Source organism: Bacillus halotolerans (genome assembly GCF_004006435.1).
GTDB lineage: Bacteria > Bacillota > Bacilli > Bacillales > Bacillaceae > Bacillus > Bacillus halotolerans.
This window is the reverse complement of record NZ_CP029364.1, coordinates 2,511,930-2,531,318: the sequence shown is the minus strand read 5'-3', so window position 1 is coordinate 2,531,318 and position 19,389 is coordinate 2,511,930. Positions and strand designations below refer to the sequence as shown.

The 19,389-nt window shown below is 41.9% G+C and carries 22 protein-coding genes and 3 pseudogenes; 11 read left to right on the top strand and 14 right to left on the bottom strand.

What is annotated here, in order from left to right; translation table 11 throughout:
- The first annotated feature begins 3 nt into the window (after positions 1–3).
- The 7 genes from DIC78_RS12995 (at position 4) to DIC78_RS12965 (ending at position 6,432) form a co-directional block, all read left to right on the top strand.
- Positions 4–630, top strand: coding sequence for a CotG/ExsB N-terminal domain-containing protein (locus DIC78_RS12995; protein WP_127696409.1), 627 nt, complete (start codon positions 4–6; stop codon positions 628–630).
- 163 nt (positions 631–793) lie between these two features.
- Positions 794–1,414 (top strand): flavin reductase family protein, encoded by a 621-nt coding sequence (locus DIC78_RS12990; protein WP_024123085.1) that lies wholly within the window; start codon positions 794–796, stop codon positions 1,412–1,414.
- 224 nt (positions 1,415–1,638) lie between these two features.
- Positions 1,639–3,729, top strand: a complete 2,091-nt coding sequence (locus DIC78_RS12985; protein WP_106021938.1) for a BglG family transcription antiterminator — start codon at positions 1,639–1,641, stop codon at positions 3,727–3,729.
- A gap of 11 nt (positions 3,730–3,740) precedes the next feature.
- The gene (locus DIC78_RS12980) at positions 3,741–4,007 is read left to right on the top strand and encodes a PTS sugar transporter subunit IIB (protein WP_127696408.1); all 267 of its coding nucleotides are present in this window, start codon (positions 3,741–3,743) and stop codon (positions 4,005–4,007) included.
- Positions 4,008–4,040: 33 nt separating this feature from the next.
- Positions 4,041–5,303 carry a PTS ascorbate transporter subunit IIC gene (locus tag DIC78_RS12975; RefSeq protein ID WP_024123088.1) on the top strand — a complete coding sequence of 421 codons (1,263 nt, stop codon included), beginning with the start codon at positions 4,041–4,043 and terminating at the stop codon, positions 5,301–5,303.
- Positions 5,304–5,318: 15 nt separating this feature from the next.
- Positions 5,319–6,017, top strand: a complete 699-nt coding sequence (alsE, locus tag DIC78_RS12970; protein WP_101864844.1) for a D-allulose 6-phosphate 3-epimerase — start codon at positions 5,319–5,321, stop codon at positions 6,015–6,017.
- Positions 6,018–6,090: 73 nt separating this feature from the next.
- Positions 6,091–6,432, top strand: a complete 342-nt coding sequence (locus DIC78_RS12965; RefSeq protein WP_095712858.1) for a DUF4181 domain-containing protein — start codon at positions 6,091–6,093, stop codon at positions 6,430–6,432.
- 4 nt (positions 6,433–6,436) lie between these two features.
- On the opposite strand, the gene ggt is transcribed toward DIC78_RS12965, so the two are convergent.
- The gene (gene ggt / locus DIC78_RS12960; protein WP_127696407.1) at positions 6,437–8,014 is read right to left on the bottom strand and encodes a gamma-glutamyltransferase; all 1,578 of its coding nucleotides are present in this window, start codon (positions 8,012–8,014) and stop codon (positions 6,437–6,439) included.
- A gap of 213 nt (positions 8,015–8,227) precedes the next feature.
- On the opposite strand from ggt, the gene chrS reads away from it, so the two are divergent.
- The 3 genes from chrS to DIC78_RS12945 are packed head-to-tail and all read left to right on the top strand — an operon-like array spanning position 8,228 to position 9,844.
- Complete coding sequence (gene chrS, locus DIC78_RS12955; protein ID WP_024123092.1) at positions 8,228–8,704, top strand: chromate efflux transcriptional regulator ChrS; 477 nt, start codon at positions 8,228–8,230, stop codon at positions 8,702–8,704.
- Positions 8,705–8,717: 13 nt separating this feature from the next.
- Positions 8,718–9,311 (top strand): chromate efflux transporter subunit ChrB, encoded by a 594-nt coding sequence (gene chrB, locus DIC78_RS12950; protein WP_095712856.1) that lies wholly within the window; start codon positions 8,718–8,720, stop codon positions 9,309–9,311.
- The gene (locus DIC78_RS12945) at positions 9,308–9,844 is read left to right on the top strand and encodes a chromate efflux transporter ChrA (RefSeq protein ID WP_095712855.1); all 537 of its coding nucleotides are present in this window, start codon (positions 9,308–9,310) and stop codon (positions 9,842–9,844) included. The genes chrB and DIC78_RS12945 overlap by 4 nt, the downstream gene beginning before the upstream one ends.
- Positions 9,845–9,869: 25 nt before the next feature.
- Here the strand turns inward: DIC78_RS12945 and DIC78_RS12940 are convergent, their stop codons facing one another.
- Positions 9,870–10,094 carry a hypothetical protein gene (locus DIC78_RS12940; RefSeq protein ID WP_127696406.1) on the bottom strand — a complete coding sequence of 75 codons (225 nt, stop codon included), beginning with the start codon at positions 10,092–10,094 and terminating at the stop codon, positions 9,870–9,872.
- Entirely contained in the window at positions 10,091–10,636 is a 546-nt protein-coding gene (locus tag DIC78_RS12935; protein ID WP_127696405.1) for a flavodoxin family protein, read from the bottom strand. The genes DIC78_RS12940 and DIC78_RS12935 overlap by 4 nt, the downstream gene beginning before the upstream one ends.
- 123 nt (positions 10,637–10,759) lie before the next feature.
- Between DIC78_RS12935 and DIC78_RS12930 the strand changes: the two genes are divergently transcribed.
- Positions 10,760–11,641, top strand: coding sequence for a LysR family transcriptional regulator (locus DIC78_RS12930; RefSeq protein ID WP_127696404.1), 882 nt, complete (start codon positions 10,760–10,762; stop codon positions 11,639–11,641).
- Between the two features lie 87 nt (positions 11,642–11,728).
- Here the strand turns inward: DIC78_RS12930 and DIC78_RS12925 are convergent, their stop codons facing one another.
- The 11 genes and pseudogenes from DIC78_RS12925 to DIC78_RS12870 form a co-directional block, all read right to left on the bottom strand.
- Positions 11,729–12,445, bottom strand: coding sequence for an endonuclease V (locus tag DIC78_RS12925; protein ID WP_127696403.1), 717 nt, complete (start codon positions 12,443–12,445; stop codon positions 11,729–11,731).
- Between the two features lie 38 nt (positions 12,446–12,483).
- A pseudogene (locus DIC78_RS12920) lies at positions 12,484–12,973 on the bottom strand (hypothetical protein).
- A 213-nt stretch (positions 12,974–13,186) separates the two neighbouring features.
- Positions 13,187–13,839, bottom strand: a pseudogene (locus DIC78_RS12915) (hypothetical protein); the annotation flags it as partial.
- Between the two features lie 89 nt (positions 13,840–13,928).
- Positions 13,929–14,480, bottom strand: a complete 552-nt coding sequence (locus tag DIC78_RS12910) for a hypothetical protein (RefSeq protein WP_059335368.1) — start codon at positions 14,478–14,480, stop codon at positions 13,929–13,931.
- Positions 14,481–14,520: 40 nt separating this feature from the next.
- Entirely contained in the window at positions 14,521–14,883 is a 363-nt protein-coding gene (locus DIC78_RS12905) for a hypothetical protein (protein WP_059335107.1), read from the bottom strand.
- A gap of 269 nt (positions 14,884–15,152) precedes the next feature.
- Positions 15,153–15,362: a hypothetical protein gene (locus tag DIC78_RS12900; protein WP_059335108.1), complete on the bottom strand. Its 210-nt coding sequence runs from the start codon at positions 15,360–15,362 to the stop codon at positions 15,153–15,155.
- 204 nt (positions 15,363–15,566) lie between these two features.
- Positions 15,567–16,070 carry a hypothetical protein gene (locus DIC78_RS12895; protein WP_106021931.1) on the bottom strand — a complete coding sequence of 168 codons (504 nt, stop codon included), beginning with the start codon at positions 16,068–16,070 and terminating at the stop codon, positions 15,567–15,569.
- A 19-nt stretch (positions 16,071–16,089) separates the two neighbouring features.
- Positions 16,090–17,823, bottom strand: coding sequence for a ribonuclease YeeF family protein (locus DIC78_RS12890; RefSeq protein WP_127696401.1), 1,734 nt, complete (start codon positions 17,821–17,823; stop codon positions 16,090–16,092).
- 18 nt (positions 17,824–17,841) lie between these two features.
- Positions 17,842–18,102, bottom strand: a complete 261-nt coding sequence (locus DIC78_RS12885; RefSeq protein WP_010332154.1) for a YwqI/YxiC family protein — start codon at positions 18,100–18,102, stop codon at positions 17,842–17,844.
- Positions 18,103–18,110: 8 nt separating this feature from the next.
- The gene (locus DIC78_RS12880; protein WP_024123101.1) at positions 18,111–18,533 is read right to left on the bottom strand and encodes a YwqH-like family protein; all 423 of its coding nucleotides are present in this window, start codon (positions 18,531–18,533) and stop codon (positions 18,111–18,113) included.
- Positions 18,534–19,116: 583 nt separating this feature from the next.
- A pseudogene (locus DIC78_RS12870) lies at positions 19,117–19,284 on the bottom strand (DUF1963 domain-containing protein); the annotation flags it as partial.
- Positions 19,285–19,389 lie beyond the last annotated feature (105 nt).

The following is a 19,389-nucleotide window of genomic DNA, read 5'->3' as shown; positions in this document are numbered from 1 at the left end:
CAATTGGGCCACTATTCCCATTCTGATATCAAAGAAGCGGTGAAATCCGCAAAAAAAGAAGGTTTAAAAACTTATTTATACCAAGAGCCTCGTGGAAAAAAACGCAGTCATAAAAAGTCGCACCGCTCACACAAGAAATCTCGCAGCCATAAAAAATCTTACTGCTCACACAAAAAATCTCGCAGCCATAAAAAATCTTACTGTTCACACAAGAAATCTCGCAGCCATAAAAAATCTTACTGCTCACACAAGAAATCTCGCAGCCATAAAAAATCTTACTGCTCACACAAGAAATCTCGCAGCCATAAAAAATCTTACTGCTCACACAAGAAATCTCGCAGCTACAAAAAATCCTACTGCTCACACAAGAAATCTCGCAGCTACAAAAAATCATTCTGTTCGCACAGAAAATCTCGCAGCTACAAAAAATCATTCTGTTCGCACAGAAAATCTCGCAGCTACAAAAAATCATTCTGTTCACACAGAAAATCTCGCAGCTACAAAAAGTCGTACCGCTCTCGCAAAAAACACTGGAAAAATGATCATCATCGCAAAAAAGATGATTACGACAGCAAAAAAGAGTTCTGGAAAGACGGCAATTGCTGGGTAGTCAAAAAGAAATATAAATAATGAAACTGTCATCATAGGCTCCGGCATACGTACGGTAGCCTATTTTCTAATTCCCCTATATCAGTTATATGTCATGACATAGCATATGCAACCCGCATCATTTGGTTTCCTTGAATGGATTTCGTTATAATCATGGTACTCTTACAATAAAGGCGGTGTTGTTGTGTACATATTTCAAGCAGAAGAGCTTAGTGCCAAAGAGACGTATAAGCTGCTGTCAGGAGCCGTTATTCCGCGCCCGATCGCATTTGTTACAACACTTTCTTCAGGCGGGGCAATCAATGCGGCACCTTTCAGTTTCTATAACGTGGTCAGCTCAGATCCTCCGCTACTCAGTATTTCTGTTAACCGATCAGAAGGCCGGCAAAAAGACACAGCCAGAAACGCGATAGAAAACGGTGAATTTGTCGTCCATGTCAGTGATGAAGCCATCATTGAAGACATCAATGAAACGGCGGCAAGTTTAGGGCCGGACGAAAGTGAAATGACACGCACCTCTCTCCATTCTGTAGAGAGCACGGCTGTTTCGGTGCCCGGCATTCAAGAAGCCCGCATTCGTTTTGAATGCAAGCTCGAACGGCATATCACCTTCGACAATGATCATGGTGTGACCACGGCTGATCTGCTTATTGGCAGAGTTGTCTGTTTTCACCTCGATGAGAAGGTGTATGACGCAGAAAAAGGGTATATTTTGACGGACGAATTAAAGCCGGCTTCCAGATTAGCCGGAAACCATTATGCAAAGCTCGGTGAAGAATTTACATTGATTCGTCCGAGTTCATAAAAGGACTATTTATATAGAAGAAACTAGTCAAAAAGACACCGTTATTCAAAAAAGCCGGCGCAGCATGTGTCTGGCTTTTTTTGTTTGTAGGAATCACATTTGCACAAACCGTTTGCACTGATTTGGTCTTATAAATTCAGATGCTCCCCATTACAATTGAAATAAGCCCGCACGAAGAGAAGGACGGCAGACTGATATCACCTGCACATAAGGAGCTGATGGGCATGCCTTTAGACCAAAGAAGATCAGCCATTCTTCATCAGGTTCTCAACACAACCAGCTATGTTACTTGCGGCGAATTAACGGAGCAATTAAAAATTTCAAGGAGAACACTGTATTATGACATTGAAAAAATTAACAGCTGGCTGAAAGAGACCGGACTGACACCGATCAAAAGAAGGCGTTCAGCAGGATTTTATTTAGAAGACCAAACGAAAAAAATGCTGACATCAGAAATGAAAACGCTGACAAATTCAAGCTATGAATATTCTCCCTCAGAAAGGCAGGCAAGAGTGATCCTGCGCATTTTAACGAGAAACAGACGGTTACTTTTGCAGAACTTCATTGACGAAAATCATGTCAGCCGCAACACCGCTATTCAGGATATGAAGCATATTCGCGAAAAGCTGAAGACATTCGGCATCGTTCTTTCCTTTACCAAAGAAAAGGGGTATTTCTTCTCAGGAATAGAGCAGCAAAAACGAAAACTGCTGGCAGAATACGCAAATCAGCTCATGCAAAAAAGCAGCAGCACTGAGGCCGTTACCGATCTATGTCCCGATCCGGCTGCTTGTGAACAGCAGATCCAAACCATGCGGTCTATGCTGCTGACTTTCGAAAAGCTTCTTCACATGAAATTTGCTGATCATGTTCTCGCGGGCTTAAGTGTGCACTTTACGTTATTTCTGATCAGATTAAAGGCGGGAAAAGAAATCACTCTAGAACAAGAAGAGCAATACGCCATCAGGCAAACGAAGGAATATGAAGCGGCCGTTCGGGCGGCGGCGGCCGCGGAACTGCCGGAAAAAGCCTTTATTTCTGATCAAGAGATGTGCTACTTCACGATCCATCTGTTAGGGGCTAAAATCAGTCAGTTCCCCGCTTCAAGTCTCATTGCAGGTGAGCTGGATGCGATACATGATATCGCGGACAAAATGATTGTCGATTTCCAGCGTTACGCCTGCGTGCTTTTTCAGGACCCGGAAAATCTAAAAAAACATCTGGTGCTTCATTTGAAATCAGCTTATTACAGGATTAAATATAATATCACCCCTCATGAGAGTGATGTAGCTGCCTCCATCAAAACGAAATACAGTGATATTTTCTGCTTAACGAAAAAAGTCGTTCATCACCTTCAAAAAGAATTAAGAAAACCTGTCAGCAGTGAAGAAACAGCTTTTATCGCCATGCATTTCGGAGGCTGGATGAAACGTGAAGGGGTCGCGCCCTCACTTAGAAAAACAGCGGTTATTGTCTGCCCGGGCGGCATCGGCACTTCAAAAATTTTACAGAGCCAAATAGAAGATCTTCTGCCGAATGTCGATATTCTGAAAACCGTATCAAGCCGTGTCTATGAAACAATGACGCTTGAAACTGATGTCCTGATCTCAACTGTTCCGCTCCCAGACAGAGGGGTGCCTGTGCTCATCGTTAATCCCATACTGAACAGCAAGGAAAAGATCAGCCTGCTGAAAAAAGTAGATGCGCTCTCAAACAGCGCTCCCCATTTCCATCCAAGTGTTCATGACATCATGGGCATCATCGAAAAACATGCAGAAGGCATTCATAAAACAGAGCTGATGCAAGAACTGACAGAGTATTTAGGACAGCCGCACAAACATGAAAAGGAGGCGAACCGCAAACCAATGCTTGCTGAATTAATGACACCTAACCATATAACGATGGCCGACTCTGCCCCCTGTTGGGCGGATGCCGTCCGCATGGCGGCAAAGCCGCTTTTGGATGACGGGTCTGTTACCCCGCAATACGTCGATGCCATGATTGCCACGATTCAGACACTGGGCCCATATATCGTCATTACGCCGAATGTAGCCATCCCGCACGCGAGGCCTGAAGACGGTGTGAATCGAATCGGCATGAGCTTTCTGAGACTGAACCAAGCCGTTTCCTTTTCAGACCGGCCCGAGCATTCAGTCCAGCTGATTATCGTGCTAGCGGCAATCGACAATGACACCCATTTGAAAGCCCTCTCCCAGCTCACGAATATGCTGGGTGATCCCGAAAACATTCAATTGCTGATTAACGCTCAATCGGCAGAAGATGTGCTGCCAATGATTCAAAAATACTCAAACTAGGAGTGATTCGAATGAAAAAAATCTTAATTGTTTGCGGAAACGGACTTGGATCAAGCTTTATTGTTGAAATGAATGTGAAAAAAATCATTGATGAACAGAACATCAGCGCTGATGTTACACATACAGACCTCACTTCAAGCAAAACGGAGCAAGCGGATCTGTATCTAGGATCAGCCGATATTGTGTCAGGTCTTGACGATGGAACGCGTAACGTTGTCGGACTCAAAAACCTGCTGGACCAGAAAGAAATCAAAGAAGCCATCCTTACCAACTTGTAACACACAAAAACATAGACGACGGGGGTGCATCTGATGCTTGATTTTTTGATTAACGATTTCCTGGGAACTCCTGCTATTTTAATTGGACTTTTTGCCTTAGCCGGTCTGCTTCTGCAAAAGAAAAACGCTGCGGATACCGTATCGGGCACACTGAAAACGGCAATGGGATTCGTCATTCTCAGCGCCGGGGCGGCGATTGTCTCAGATTCACTAGCCGTGTTCGGCAGCATGTTCGAAAAAGCATTCCACATTAAAGGCGTCGTACCAAATACAGATGCAATATCCGCCATTGCTCAAAAAACGTTTGGGACGGAAACGGCACTCATTATGATTTTCGGAATGATTGTTAACATATTGCTGGCGCGTCTCACGCCATTTAAATATATTTTCTTAACCGGCCATCATATTCTCTACATGGCTTCATTGATCTCCGCCGTGCTGATTACCGGCGGCATCAGCGGTGTTCCTCTCATTGCTGCGGGCGCCATTATTCTTGGGGGGCTGATGGTGCTGTCACCCGCCATCCTTCAGCCGTACACAAAAAAAATTACAGGAAGCGATGATCTCGCTCTCGGCCATTTCGGTTCTGCAGGCTATTTTATTGCTGGATTCATCGGCAAACATGCGGGCAATCCATCTCATTCGACTGAGGATATCAAAGTTCCGAAATCATTAGGATTTCTGCGGGATACGTCAGTCTCCATTTCTTTAACGATGGCACTCCTTTTCTTTATTGTCGCTCCTTTCGCCGGAAAGGATTATATTGAATCATCGTTGAGCGGCGGAAGCCATTTCCTCGTTTATTCCTTTATGCAGGCCATTACGTTCGCTGCTGGGGTATATGTCATCTTGGCGGGGGTTCGGATGGTAATCGCGGAAATTGTCCCTGCTTTTAAAGGCATCGCTGAGAAGCTAGTGAAAGGCGCCAAACCCGCTCTTGACTGTCCGACGGTTTTTCCTTTTGCGCCAAACGCTGTGATTATCGGATTTTTATCCAGCTTCCTGGCAGGTATTGTGTCTATTTTTCTTCTTCCGGTCTTCGGTCTCAGTGTTATTGTCCCGGGACTTGTACCGCATTTCTTTACAGGAGCCGCTGCGGGAGTTTATGGAAATGCAACCGGCGGAGTGCGGGGGGCTGTACTCGGTGCGTTTGCCAATGGCATTCTCATTTCTTTTCTGCCTGCGCTTCTTCTGCCGGTTCTTGGCTCGCTCGGATTTGAAGGCACGACTTACGGCGATTCAGACTTCGGCATTATCGGGATTCTTCTTGGCTGGATCATACAATTCTTCAATTAAAGTGAGGTATGCGTCATGAAACATTTATTTTCACCTTCTCTGATGTGTATGGATTTAACAAAATTCAACGAGCAGATCACCATTCTAAACAGCCGTGCCGATATGTATCATGTTGATATCATGGACGGCCATTTTGTCAAAAACATTACGCTGTCTCCATTTTTCATCAGCCAGCTCAGAACGATGACAGCTCTCCCGATTGATGCCCACCTGATGGTTGAAAGGCCGGAGGATTTTATCGATATGACAGCAGAGGCCGGCGCTGATTACATTAGCGTTCATGCCGAAACCATTAACCGTTCGGCATTTCGGCTGATACACAAAATCAAAGATCATGGCGCAAAGGTCGGGATTGTATTGAACCCGGCCACTCCGCTAGAGTGGATCAGCCCTTATGTGCATTTGATTGATAAACTGACGATTATGACCGTTGATCCGGGTTTCGCCGGGCAGCCATTTATCGCAGAAATGACTGGAAAAATCCGTGCGGCTAAAGAGTGGAGAGAAACAAATCATTATACGTATGCCATTGAAGTTGACGGCTCCTGTAATGAAAAAACCTTCCGCATGCTTGCGGAAGCTGGGAATGACATTTTTATCATCGGCAATTCAGGCCTCTTTGATCTCGATGAAAACACAGAAATCGCATGGGATAAAATGAAAACCATTTTTCAGCAGCAGACACATCCTGTAAAAATGCAACACCCGGAGTAATCCCCGGGTGTTTTTCTATGAAACATTTTCTCTCCCACGAACGTATAAAGAAATGAGTTTAGGAGGGATTGGTATGAGTACTCATTTTTGGCTGTTATTTCTGGTCATGGTATCGTTCAGCACAGCACTGCAATTTCTTATCAAAAAAAAGTTCGGTATCCATAAATCAGGCTGGCTGTACAAGCCAGTCAGCAGCACACAGAGATTAATAGAAATCTTTTTACTGATTTTGTTTGTTTTTTCTATGATCTTTTTCCCTGTGGGATATATGCTTCTTTTATTTTTTATTTCGATTGATTCTCTACGCTTTTTTATAGAATGGAGGTATAGACCTGAAGATAAACAATATATGTACCACCTGATTGATGCGGGCCTGTTTCTTGCTCTCTTAATATACATATGTATATTTTTCTAGCTTGTCAAATCCCAACAGCCGCCCCATCCCCCCTTGGATCGGCTCCTCCCTGGAGAAAGCCCTCCTCATCCACTGCGATTGCTGCGGCATGGCCCATCAGCGGGTCATAATCACTGACTGTCTCCACGAGATGGCCGCTTTCTTTTAGCATGTCGACCGTCTTCTCTGCGATTCTGTTCTCAACTCTGAGACCTTCATAATCCTCGCCCCACGTTCTGCCCCATACCCAGCGCGGCTCGCTAATTGCCTGCTGTGGATGCATTCCATAGTCCAGCATCCGGGTGATGATTGCCGTCTGAGTCTGCGGCTGGCCTTCGCCCCCTTGCGTACCGTACAGAATCTTCGGTTTCCCGTTCTTACAGACCATAGCCGGCATCAGCGTATGGAAACTGCGCTTTCTCGGCTCAAGTGTGTTGATATGATTTTCATCCAATGAGAAAAATGAGCCGCGATTCTGTATGAGAATGCCTGTATCCCCAGCAGTAACAGCCGAGCCAAATTCAAAGTAAAGGCTTTGAATGAACGACACCGCGTTGCCATCTGAATCCATCACCGCGGCATAGGCGGTATCACTGCCAATCGGTCTGCTTTCCGCCGGTTCAGCTATATAACCGATTTCTTCCGCCAGCTGCTTGGCGTAGCTTTTGTCCAAAAGCCTTTCCAGCGGAATATCAGCAAACACCGGATCAGTCAGAACGGCATTCCGATCCAGAAAACTCTTTTTCAGTGCCTCCACGAGCACATGATAATAGGTAAATGAACCATGTTCAATTTGGCTGAAATCATAGTTTTCCAGAATATTCAGCGTCAGTAAACCCGTAAAACCTTGAGAATTTGGGGGCGCCTGATAGACGGTGCACCCCCGGTAATTACAGGATATAGGCTCCATCCACTCACCCCTGTGTGCTGTAAAGTCATCAAGCGTCATATAGCTGCCATTATGCTGTAAATACGAGACAATCCGCTGAGCGATATCCCCTTCATAAAATGCGCTTCTTCCTCTTTCAGCAATCATGTTCAGACTGTTCCCAAGCTCTTTTTGCACAAACCGTTCACCGGGGACCGGTGCTTTGCCGTTTTTCGTGAAGATATCAGCGGTGTAAGGCGTTGACGCCAGCAATTCAAGATTCGCCGCTGTATGCCGGCACTGATCTGCAGATACAGGAAAACCATTTTCAGCATAATGGAGTGCAGGCTCCAATACATCAGAAAGCGACATCCGTCCGTATGTCTTCAGCACGGCATCCCAGCTATCGACCATTCCCGGTACGGTAATTGCGCTGTCGATCCCCCGCAGCGGGATCTCATTTTTCCCCTTATACACGTCTCTCGTCACATTTTTTCCTGAACGGCCGCTGCCATTGTACACTCTTACCGCCTTTGTTTTTTGATGAAAGGTCAGCCAAAAGGAATCTCCTCCAAGCCCCGTCATATGCGGATAGACAACCGCCAGACAAGCGCTCACGGCGACAGCGGCGTCAAATGCGTTTCCTCCCTTCTCCAGAATGCGGTTTCCCGCTTGTGATGCGAGGTAATGCGGACTGACGACCATTTGCTTAGTGCCGATAATAGATCTGTTCATCACAAGTCTCCTTTGCAAGAGATTTTCTTCAGTATAGAGAGCCTGAGTTTTCGCATCTACTGACCCGGAAGAAAAGCTGACGAACTTTCTCCTTTTCGTAAACATAAAAATACTTTATTGTTCATTGTGAAAATAAATTTAAATTAACTCTTACGAAATGAAACTTATATGATAAAATATTGACTAAAAGTCAAACGAAAGCAGGTGGAACAAATGGGCAATGAATATCAAATCCCCAACCTTGTTCTTGATGAGATAGACAAACAGATCCTTACCATTTTGCATGAGGAAGGAAGGATTTCTTATACGGATCTTGGCAAAAGAGTCGATTTATCACGTGTTGCAGTTCAATCACGTATTAATCAGCTGATTGAAGCAGGCGTTATTGAAAAATTCACAGCGGTGATCAATCCAGCTAAAATCGGCATTCATGTATCCGTGTTTTTTAATGTCGAGGTAGAGCCGCAATTCCTGGAAGAAGTCGCTCTAAAGCTTGAAGAAGAACCCGCAGTCACCAGCCTTTATCACATGACTGGCCCGAGCAAGCTTCACATGCACGGAATTTTCGCGAATGATCAGGAAATGGAAGAGTTTTTAACAAAACGGCTGTATCCGCTTCAGGGTGTCGTCAGCGTTGATTGCCAAATGCTGATCAAACGGTACAAAAGCCGTATGGGAATGAAGCTGTAAAGGAGAGAAACGAATGAAAAACCACCCTTATCGGGATATGACGGCCGCAATGGTGCGCACCGGAATCTTAGGCTTCGGGGGCGGGCCATCGGTGATTCCGCTGATCCGCCATGAAGCGGTGAATAAATATAAATGGATAGATGATGATGAATTTGGAGAAATATTAGCCATCGCCAATGCACTCCCCGGACCGATCGCCACCAAGATGGCGGCATATCTGGGATTCAAACTAAAAGGCACGCTAGGCGCAATTGTCGCTACTCTTGCCCACATTTTGCCTACATGCCTTGCGATGGTTGCCTTATTTGCGGCAGTAAACGTCTTAAGCCACTCTGCGGTTGTCGCCGGCATGATTGGCGCCGTGACGCCGGTTATCGCCGTTATGCTCGGTATTATGGCATATGAGTTTGGACAAAAAGCGCTCAAAGGATTTGGCTGGGTCACCGGAATCCTGTTTTTTATCATCGCTTTTATCGGACTGCAATTGTTACAGATCAACCCCGGCATTGTCATTATCATATTCTTAGCATACGGAGCATTTCATTTTAAACTGAAAGACAAAATCTCAAATAAACATTCAAAAGATAAAGGAATGTCCGCCTCATGATCGTTATGTTTTTATTCACAGCATTTTTTATCGCAAACGTTCTGGGATATGGCGGCGGCCCAGCCTCTATCCCGCTGATGTTTGAAGAAGTCGTAAACAGATACGGCTGGCTGTCAAACGACCAATTCTCTAACATGCTCGCACTTGCGAATGCATTGCCGGGCCCGATCGCAACCAAAATCGCCGCTTATGTCGGCTACAGTGCAGGCGGCTGGCCCGGCTTTCTGATTGCGCTGATTGCAACTGTTGTGCCGTCCGCGTTCGCGCTGATCGTCCTGCTGCGCATCATTCAGCGCTTTCGCCAATCACCCGTGATCAAAGGCATGACGCTGTCTGTTCAGCCTGTTATCGCTGTCATGATGCTTATTCTCACTTGGCAAATCGGCGCAGACGGCATCAAAGCCATCGGCTGGATTCAATCCTTAGTGATTGCGGGCATTTCCCTCCTTTGCATGACAAAATTCAAACTGCATCCGGCTTTCCTGATTATCGCGGCATTTTTATATGGAGGGCTTGTAGTTCCTCATTTATAGAAAAAGCACCCTCAAAGGGTGCTTTTTATTTTGGGCCAGAAAAGCCATTTGTCATATAAATTGTTTCTTTGCCTGCATCATTTTTGATCACGTTTTTGATTTGCAGCGTGTTTCCTGACATTCTGGCAAATTGCTTATCTTGAGGCGAGTTTGTTTTGACGTGTATCCATTCCTCAGACCCCGGCATTTTCCAAGATAAAAAGAATCCTAGAATAAGCATTCCAACAATGACGGACAACAGCAGCTTCACACGGCATCACTTCTTTTCAATAGCCTGCCCGCAGCTTCTATTGCCTGCTGATCAAATATAATATCGCCGGGACGATTGCCCTCTCCCAGCACATAGCCCTCAAATGACATTCCCATAAAATCAAAAATGTGACCAAACTGTTCTATCAGCGGCAGCCCCTTTATCTTAGGATTGTCTCCTCCGTCTGCTATCACATATGCCTGTTTTGCTGACATTTGCTCTTTAAAATCAGGAAATCGTGGATCTCTCATCGTCTGTGACCAGCGATCAATGAATAGCTTTAACGTTCCTGACATGCCGAACCAATAAATGGGGGTGGCAAAAATGAGAATGTCACAAGGCAAAATCCGTTCAACGATAGAATCATAGTCATCCATCACCGGCCGAAAGCCATTTGAATCATGACGAAAATCCTCTATTGGCTGAATGCGATATTCTCGTAAATGAATGGATTCCGCCGCTAATCCTTGAACAGCTTTCTCCGTAAGAATGTCTGTATTTCCCCCGGTCCGTGTCCCTCCGTTAATAACCGCTATTTTCATCAGTCATCGGCTCCTTTTGTTTACGAATGATTTTCTTTATCATATAATGAACAAATCAATCAATACAGATGATTATTCTGATTGAATCAATCGATAAAACCAATTTAGAAAGGACGACGGCCGATGGAACTGAAGCAGCTGATTACCTTTATCACGGCGGCAGAACACGTCAATTTCACCCTCACCGCCAAGATGCTCAATTATGCGCAATCAAGTGTTACATCTCAAATCAAATCACTTGAAGAAGAAATCGGAACCCCCTTATTTGAACGGCTCGGCAAGCGGCTTGTACTGACCGAAGCCGGCAAAACATTTAAGTCCTACGCAGAGAAAATTATCTCCTTAACTGAGGAAGCGAAAATGGCGTCAAACCAATTGATTGAAACAACGGGAACCTTAAGAATCGGAGCGACAGAAAGCCAGTGCACATATCGCCTTCCCCCTATCATAAAAGAATTTAAACAGGCTTTTCCTCAAGTAAAGCTCATATTCAGACCGTATATTTCCAACGAACAAGCGAAAGAACAGCTCTTACAGGGCCAGCTTGATATTACCTTCATTTTGGATGTGAACCGGACGGAAGACGCACTGCACGTTGAATCTCTGATTCAGGATGAGATCAAAATGGTGGCTGCCAATGACCATCCTTTTCCAGCAGACTCACCAGTGACATTGAAGGATCTTCAAAACGAAACCCTTCTTCTGACAGAGGACGGCTGCTCATACCGCACGCTCTTTGAGGACGCTTTACATGACGCCGGTGTCTACCCTAACAAATTAGAATTCGTCAGCATAGAAGCCATCAAACAATGCGTGATGGCCGGACTTGGAATTGGACTATTGCCTGAAATGACAGTAAAAGACGATATTGCTGAAGGTCGGTTGAAAGAACTCAACTGGCAAAACGACTGTCCCGTATTTACTCAACTAGCATGGCATAAGGACAAGTGGATGTCTGCACCATTAAAGGCTTTTATTGATTTGACGCGGAATACATTCAAATAAACCTCTCTGCAAGGACTACAAGGTTTTTGATAAAGCAGGAAAGCACACAGCATACAAAAAACACTTGATGGCTTAGAGCCCCAAGTGTTACCTGTGATTTTTCTGATAAATCGTTCGTAAGACATGTGTTTCAAGGTCAGCCAGGCGGACAGGGATCGGCAGTCTGCTTTCATGACTGATCATGCTCATCGTAATTTGATAGCTGCTTTCTAAATCAATGTTATTTCCGCAAGACAAGAAAATAGGCTTCACGTCCCGCCGCGTCCGCAGCGCCCGGCCATATACCTCGCCGTCAATGATAATATCTGTGTATGAACCGACTTTATTTTCAGGCATTACGAAATCACAGCCTTTGATTTTGAGATAGGTTTTCGCAATCCCAATTGTCGGTTTATTGAGAAAAAAAGCCGCATGGGTGGCAACGCCCATATGGTTGTAATGCAGATACCCGTTGCCATCAAACAAAAACACATCCGGTTCCGTCTCCAGCTTTTTGGCCGCCTCGATGATCAGCGGCAGCTCACGAAAAGCAAGAAAACCAGACACATACGGCACGCTGATTTTCCCCATGCTGTGCACTTTTTCAATGACTTCTTTTGTATCAGCGTCAATGACGATGATACTGCACACTCCGTATGGTTCTCCGTCCTGTTCCCAATAGGCAAGGTCGACGCCTGCGCAGGTTTTGATGGAGTCTGGGGTGATGGAGGGTGATAGGTTGATTTTATGTATAAGGGATTGTTGTGTTTGAACAAAATCCGATTCATCTTTTAGATGAAAATCGTGAATTTGATGTACTTTCATTTCACTAGCTTTCCTCTCTTTACTTTCTAAAATGTTTCTTATGACTTTGAATCTATTTTCAAGGCGATATAACTTCCATTAGGATAATCTCCATACCATCCATGGAAAATAGCCCGCTTTATAAATTTCAAAAAGCTTTTCAAAAAAATTGTGTGTGTTCCCATTTACCGCTTTATTGATTGCACAATTATTCAGGTCTGCTACAACATCTCCAAAAAAAATATTAAATTCAGCCGAAACCCTTCTGACATTTACAGAAAAAACTTCTAGTAATACGTCTAAGTCTTGTGGTTTTTGATCATCGTTTAATTCGTAAATTTCGCCCCATACTTCACTCATTTCATTTTCTTTTATATCTTTCCACGTATATTCATCTTCACCAAATACTTCTTCATATGCATGGTATTTAGCTTTTTCTTTGTCATTAATTATTTTAGTGAAATCACAGATATCATTTGATGTTCTAGGTTTAAACATTTTTGAAAAATCAATAACTCCTTCTACTAAATGATAATTCCGAAGTTTCATTACTTATTATACGACCTTCCATGAAAGATCAACTGTAACTCATACTTCCTATTTCTACTGTACTTCACTTGTTAAATGTGCTTTCATCATTCTAAAAAACCTATCTATGACAACAAGGTAAGGTTAAACTATAGCAATTCTAATACTTCAGTAAACAAGGCATCTCCTCATGTTATCTTCTGTTGAAAGGCAAGTATTACTACCTGCAGATTGGTATTCATTTTTCATTTCTCTCATAAAAAAATATGATCCAATTGTGCAATTAATTCTTTAAGCTCCGTACACATAATATCTTCTAATGGATTTTCCCAATCTTCGTTTTTTATAAGTTCAATGCCATAATTACCGGTTGGATCCCCTTCTGGGTACCACCCTACATCAAGCAACAAGTTTTTAGTCTTATGAGAAATTTGCAGGAGATCCTGATTAAAGTCAAATAACCAAGCATCATCACTTGCCTCTAATGTTTTAGGGTCAGTATCTTTTAATGTAATATAATCGACAGTCCAACCAGCCGGTATCTTTAGCCTTAAGAAATCGGGAACCTGTTGAGTTAGCGGCTGCAAATCTTCTAAAACCCCGCTTCCCACACTCCAGATTTGATATTCTAACTCTTCTAATACATGTTCTATTTTATCAAAAGATTCTACGTCATAAATCTTATCTATTTTTAAGCCAACCACTTTGATATGGTATTGATCATCTTGATATATTACCTTAATAATGGCGTTACGTTTTTCATTTTGCAGTATTAGTAATTCACATTTTTCTTCCATTATTTTTTCTGAATTTAAATTGTTCAGTACTACAGACCAGCCATCACAGATTTTTAATGGCTGTAATTGAGAAATATGATCTCTGTCCATCCCGCTTCTCCTTGTACTTCGTTGGCCTATCTTTAAAAAGCTTCATTATTGTAAAAAAACTTGCCGATGACAACACGGCAAGTTTATGACTATAGCAATTCTAATACATCAGTAAACAAGGCATCTCCTAATGTTAATCTCCTGTTGAAAGGCTGTATATGTGGCAATTCACTCCACTCATACACAGTATCGTAGTAATCATACAAATAACTGAGTTCGATAAACCCTTTCTTTTGCATTATTTTATTGATATAGTTCGTTCCCTGAATGAATTCTAAAGATTCAGCGGTCCCTACAATATCATAAGCGCCATCAATTAAATCGTGTCTTAGGGAATAACTATAATCTAGTACATAAACAGGAACCAATTTAGATACTTTCATATTGATTTGCTGTTCTAGATGAAATCCATTTTCCCCAGAAAGGTCTTGCATGTGGATATTGATTTCTCCAGAAGGATTGTATACATCTCTAACTTCAATTTTTTTCAAACCTTTTATTTGACTAAATTCATCAGGCGCTTTTATTTTCTCTGCACATTTGTTCTTATACCATTCGTCTAATTCCCTATTCATAAATAGACGTTGAAGCAACTCACCAATTTCAGGATATTCATTAATAAATCTGATTCCATGTTCCATAATAGTAACCATTCCATCCATTAATCCATTTGTTATTTAACTACTTCCACCAAGTAGTTGTTACTTGTTTTAAATGATATTCAATATATAAAATCACTTTTTTATAGTCGTCTGATGAAAATTCTTTAATAGGCTCCTCCCAATCATTATTTTTGACTATTAAAACCAGATAGTTACCTTCAGGAGAAATGTCAGGAACCCAGCCTAAATCAAGCGTTATTGAGGATTGTTCATGATAAAGCTGCAACAAACTGTCTGTGAACAAAAACCAGGAATCATCATCCGGTTCTAAAGTTCTTGGATCTATTTCAACAAAATGATTATAATTCACTTTCCAACCTTGTGTTATTCTTAGGGGATGTATATTAGCTTTTGGAACATCTAATTTAATATGTTTTCTCATTAACAAAACCTCTTTAGTTTTGTTTTCAGTCACTTGATATAAACTATTTTCATGGTTTACCTTAGTAAATTCTAGCCTATTTATTTTTTCTCCCTTTAAATTGGGTGTTTATTGTTGAACCTATTCCATGAATACCAGCTTGATGCTCATTTGGGAATTTTGTAGAGTGGACAGCAGCTTTTTTTCTCATCGGTTAACCAGCGTTTCCGTAGCTATCCAAGTGAAGTATAAAAGAGATCTGAAGGCGTTTCTATTTTGCATTAAAACCCTCAAGATTTTTTAACTATACTATTAATTCCTTCAAAAATAATATCTCTCATAACTTCATTATTACTTTTATAATTTCTTTCATTTTTTATTTTATTAAAAACTTGCTTGATAACCCCATCGATCATTATTGTTAACCCTTCAACGTCTTCTTCACCGCCTTCTTTTTTAAACATTTCATTTAATATAATTAACTTCTGTTCTTGCGACATTACATTCTCTCCTTTACATTTTCGAATCATTTTATTTTACTATTGACAAAACTTAAACTTTAATTTTTTTCTCTATAAATCAACAGTTTTGAATTAGTTTTACCATTAATCCTGTAAAAGCTTGATCATTTGTAATGTTTCTTGCTTTCACAAAGTAAAAACTAAAAAGCAGGTACAGTATAACTACCTGCTTTTTAGTTAAATTTAATTACCAGAGTTAATTTCTTTTACAAGGATAGCTTCGTTACCGTACTCTTCAATGTCGGCCTTTAGCCAACTGCTTTCCTCTTCTCTATATTTATAAAATCTAAGTGTCGCAAAACTTTCATCAATACTTAGAATCACAACAAATTTATGTTCAGGGAATTTTTCTTTTAAATGGTGTTCCCAACCATCCACTATCTGAAGCGCATAAAGTAAAATCTCTTCACCGGACAAATCACTGTAGTCTAAATAATCGTTTATGCGAAGTTCATTACACGATGCTTCATACCCCGTTTTATCCCCATACATTTTTAAAATTCTATTCCAATTTATAGTTGGATTATCAGTTAACTCATCCTCTAGATCTAGAATAAAGCAATCGTCTACTTTAACTATATTAGGTGAAATAATATCCTTTAAATTAGATAGGTCAACTTTATTTGTATTGCTCAAATCTTCAAGTCGTTCTTTTAGTCTTTTCATATTTTTATTTGTATATTCCATTATAATCTACACTCCTATACTAAAATACAGGATCCTCACCTAAAAATTTCAATCCCTTATTTATAGCTTTCTGAACGCTTTTGTCTTTAAGTACTTTTTGAATTTTGCTAGGTGCATCTTCGCCTGTTTTTTGGTCATAAAACTTTCTTGTTTCAACATCAAAGTACCATTTTTTATTATTTGGCTCATGATAGTGAATTTGACCTTCTCTTTGCCCTGGATTTGGGTTTTCAATGTCTATTCTTTCTGTCTTCCCATTTTGCCATGTTGTCTTACTTGCAATCTGAGTTCCATTTTGACCGAAAAGTTTCTTACTATTCCCGCCACCACTACTCGCCATCTTCACAATCCCAAGATCTTTAACAGATTTCGTTTCCACATCGACACGGACTGTCGGGATTCCGAACGTGAAGCCATCCGGAGTTACTGGGCGTTCTGCGTACACGCGGACATTTGTCGGGACTTTGAATTGTTTTACTTTTTCGAGTGTCTTGTTTGCTTTTTGGACTTTTGAATGGGTTGCAAGCGGGATGCCTTTATCAATATTTTTCGCCAATGCGCCTGCTCCAACTAAGCTTAGTGCAGCTTCCAGCGCCCCTTGCTTCCGCTTCTCCTCAGACACTTCGTTACCAAACATATCTCTTCCTGTGACAGCTTCAGAGAATCCGTTTGACGCAACAAGGCCGTATGCGCCCATTTCTGACATTTTTAGAATGTCTAAAGACTTGCCTGTTTTGTAGGCATCTAAAGCGTGTTCCGCCGCGATAGCTGCTTTTCCGGTTTTGTAGATCGCTTTTCCGCCTTTGAAGGCGCGGCCTGCCCAGCCAACGACTGGGATGAATCCGGCTGCGGCCATTGCTCCTGCTGTCACACGTTCTGCGGCGGAGAGTTTTTCTCCGGTAACCGGGTCAACGCCTTCCGTTGCTCTTTTATAATCATAATAGCCGGAGACTTCACCGGTAAAGGTGCAAATCCCGTCCCATGTTTTTTCGTACCACGGTTTGTTCGCTTCTTCCTCCGCTTTTTCCTGAAGCCGTCTTGCTTCGGCTTGCTGGGCTTTTGCGTCAATATAGGTTGTTCCCTGTTTTTCAACATCAATCACGCTTTTGTAGACTTCATTGCTGTGGAAGGCTTTTTTGTCATAGTACATAGGGGATGCGCTTTTCCCATTGCTGGTGGCCTGCATAAGAACAGAATATTTGCTGAGCACTGCGTTGTCCAGAGATTCTAAATTTTGATATTCAGTGGTCAGGGATTCATCAAGCTTATCGACTGCCGTGATCGTGTCACGCCTGATTTTCTGGGCATCGCCCATCTTATCTGCATAGTCGTCAAGCGTGTACATGTCGAGATCAATAATATCGCTGATGCCTGACAAAATAGAATCGATTTCTGCTTTATGAGCGGAGACAATTTCTGAGGCTTTTAAGTCTCCATTGGGGAGCTCATGTTCTAAAAATGACGTCTCCACATATGAATCACTGAGTTCTTGATCTTTAATATCACCGGAAATGCCGTTTAAAAACGCAATTTGAGCAGAAACAAGCGTCAGCCAGCTGTCGGCGATTTCCGCCTGTCCCTGAAAGAAGTCCTTAATATTGTCCGCGCCTTTTCCTTTAAAATCGTCACCTAAATCAGCAACTTCCTGAAACGCCTTTTTTAGCGTGTTCAGCTGCTCTTCCAGCGTCTCATATTGCTTTTTTCTATTTTTCGCTTCATCGATTAAAGATTGTGATTCAAATACTTTACTCATCGCACTGCCCTTTCTCTTCTATTTTACTGCGATCGCCTCATCCTGCTCTTTCAGTGAATCAACATTATCCTTCGTATCCTCGATATTTTTCTGTACCGCTTTTTTGTAATCTCCGAGCATGGTTTTGATGTTCTCCTCACGCTCATGATATTTTTTCGTGTAATCGAGGCTGTTTTTTCCGTTGGATCCTGCGGCGCCGATTGATACGTCAGCAAGCGCATCTTTGACAGACTCTAATGTTTTGATTACGGTATCGTATTTCAATTTAATTTCTGACATAAAAAAGATCACCACAATTTAATAGATTTAATTTGATTAACAGCATCCTCCAAGAATTCTTCACCCTTAGCAAGAGTATCGCCAGCAAAATTCGCTAGCTTTAATTCTTTGTCATAGAGAAATTTCATAGATTCCAACTGAATAATCTCCATCTGAATTAAAGACATATAATGGTTATATTTATCATTCACAATCTTGGATGCTTCCGATTTCGCCTCTTCTCTTCCCTTGTCGAAATCATCAGCTTTTGTTCCCGTCCAATGCTTGCCTAATTCCGGTTTCACAATTTCTTTGATTTCAGTGATTGCCTCTTCTTGCAGTGTGTCTATATCCTTTTTTGCTTTTTTCAGCTTTTCAATCTTGTCTTCAACGTCTGAAATTTTTCCGTTAAGTGAACTTTTGATATTTGCTAATACACTTTCATAACCCATCTGTATCACCTCTTAATACTCAAAAAGTCGTATGGAGGGGCTGATGAAGAGAGACTTTTCCATACTTTATTTCCATATATTATATTTTAAGATAGCCGGAAGGCGGCTTAAATAGGGTAAAATGCTTAATTTAAGCTTGTAACGCTCTGAATACAGAGGTCTAAAGTCTCTTTTTTGTTCGTTATCAGATCAATGCGAGCGTTTTTTATGTTGAGAAATTCTAAAGTCGTAGATAGAAAGACACTTGAAAGAGGCAGATTTGATGATCTGCTCATTTTCTTATGTGGTAAAATCTCGTAAAGATTAAGAGGTGAAACGGAGGGATGACAATGAGTTTTTTCAGTCCGATGATGTTATTTTTCGTGGTTTTTCCTTTTCTGTCCTTCTTTGTATTTGGAATGGCAGGCACTTTATTGTTTAGAAAACACGGCCTTTGGTCAATGCCTCTTACAGTGCTCTGCTTATTGGTCATATTTATGTTCTGTATTGACTCAGCCGCGCCTAATTTTATTGTTTGGCTTATTTCATTTCCGCTTCTGACCCTATTGGCATCAGGAGTGACCCTTTGGATCAAAAGCTTGTATTAGCTGCAGTCCCAATTGTACAGAACGTTTGAAAAGTCTTTTCCCTTTAAATCATCAGGTGTGCTGAAAAAATTTGCGATGCCGACGTCTCCCTACAACAAATCAATATCATCGTCTGAATCAATTTGTAAAAGCATGATGGGATGTTCTTTATACGCGTATTCCAACCGAATTAATCAAAGAATTCAACTGTCCCTATGCCCGCGTATTGCTCAAACTGAAAATCTGTAGGCAGCACCCTCTAGTTTCAAACAATAGGTAAACCTTAGCGA

Excerpts from the sequence above, each read along its gene's own strand:
- DIC78_RS12895 (WP_106021931.1), bottom strand. The coding sequence starts at position 16,070 with ATGGAATATACAAATAAAAATATGAAAAGACTAAAAGAACGACTTGAA.
- chrS (WP_024123092.1), top strand. The coding sequence starts at position 8,228 with ATGGGCAATGAATATCAAATCCCCAACCTTGTTCTTGATGAGATAGAC.
- DIC78_RS12910 (WP_059335368.1), bottom strand. The coding sequence starts at position 14,480 with ATGGAACATGGAATCAGATTTATTAATGAATATCCTGAAATTGGTGAG.
- DIC78_RS12900 (WP_059335108.1), bottom strand. The coding sequence starts at position 15,362 with ATGTCGCAAGAACAGAAGTTAATTATATTAAATGAAATGTTTAAAAAA.
- DIC78_RS12930 (WP_127696404.1), top strand. The coding sequence starts at position 10,760 with ATGGAACTGAAGCAGCTGATTACCTTTATCACGGCGGCAGAACACGTC.
- alsE (WP_101864844.1), top strand. The coding sequence starts at position 5,319 with ATGAAACATTTATTTTCACCTTCTCTGATGTGTATGGATTTAACAAAA.
- DIC78_RS12925 (WP_127696403.1), bottom strand. The coding sequence starts at position 12,445 with ATGAAAGTACATCAAATTCACGATTTTCATCTAAAAGATGAATCGGAT.
- DIC78_RS12905 (WP_059335107.1), bottom strand. The coding sequence starts at position 14,883 with ATGAGAAAACATATTAAATTAGATGTTCCAAAAGCTAATATACATCCC.
- DIC78_RS12885 (WP_010332154.1), bottom strand. The coding sequence starts at position 18,102 with ATGTCAGAAATTAAATTGAAATACGATACCGTAATCAAAACATTAGAG.
- DIC78_RS12985 (WP_106021938.1), top strand. The coding sequence starts at position 1,639 with ATGCCTTTAGACCAAAGAAGATCAGCCATTCTTCATCAGGTTCTCAAC.
- DIC78_RS12965 (WP_095712858.1), top strand. The coding sequence starts at position 6,091 with ATGAGTACTCATTTTTGGCTGTTATTTCTGGTCATGGTATCGTTCAGC.
- DIC78_RS12945 (WP_095712855.1), top strand. The coding sequence starts at position 9,308 with ATGATCGTTATGTTTTTATTCACAGCATTTTTTATCGCAAACGTTCTG.
- DIC78_RS12890 (WP_127696401.1), bottom strand. The coding sequence starts at position 17,823 with ATGAGTAAAGTATTTGAATCACAATCTTTAATCGATGAAGCGAAAAAT.
- DIC78_RS12980 (WP_127696408.1), top strand. The coding sequence starts at position 3,741 with ATGAAAAAAATCTTAATTGTTTGCGGAAACGGACTTGGATCAAGCTTT.
- DIC78_RS12935 (WP_127696405.1), bottom strand. The coding sequence starts at position 10,636 with ATGAAAATAGCGGTTATTAACGGAGGGACACGGACCGGGGGAAATACA.
- chrB (WP_095712856.1), top strand. The coding sequence starts at position 8,718 with ATGAAAAACCACCCTTATCGGGATATGACGGCCGCAATGGTGCGCACC.
- DIC78_RS12880 (WP_024123101.1), bottom strand. The coding sequence starts at position 18,533 with ATGGGTTATGAAAGTGTATTAGCAAATATCAAAAGTTCACTTAACGGA.
- DIC78_RS12975 (WP_024123088.1), top strand. The coding sequence starts at position 4,041 with ATGCTTGATTTTTTGATTAACGATTTCCTGGGAACTCCTGCTATTTTA.
- ggt (WP_127696407.1), bottom strand. The coding sequence starts at position 8,014 with ATGAACAGATCTATTATCGGCACTAAGCAAATGGTCGTCAGTCCGCAT.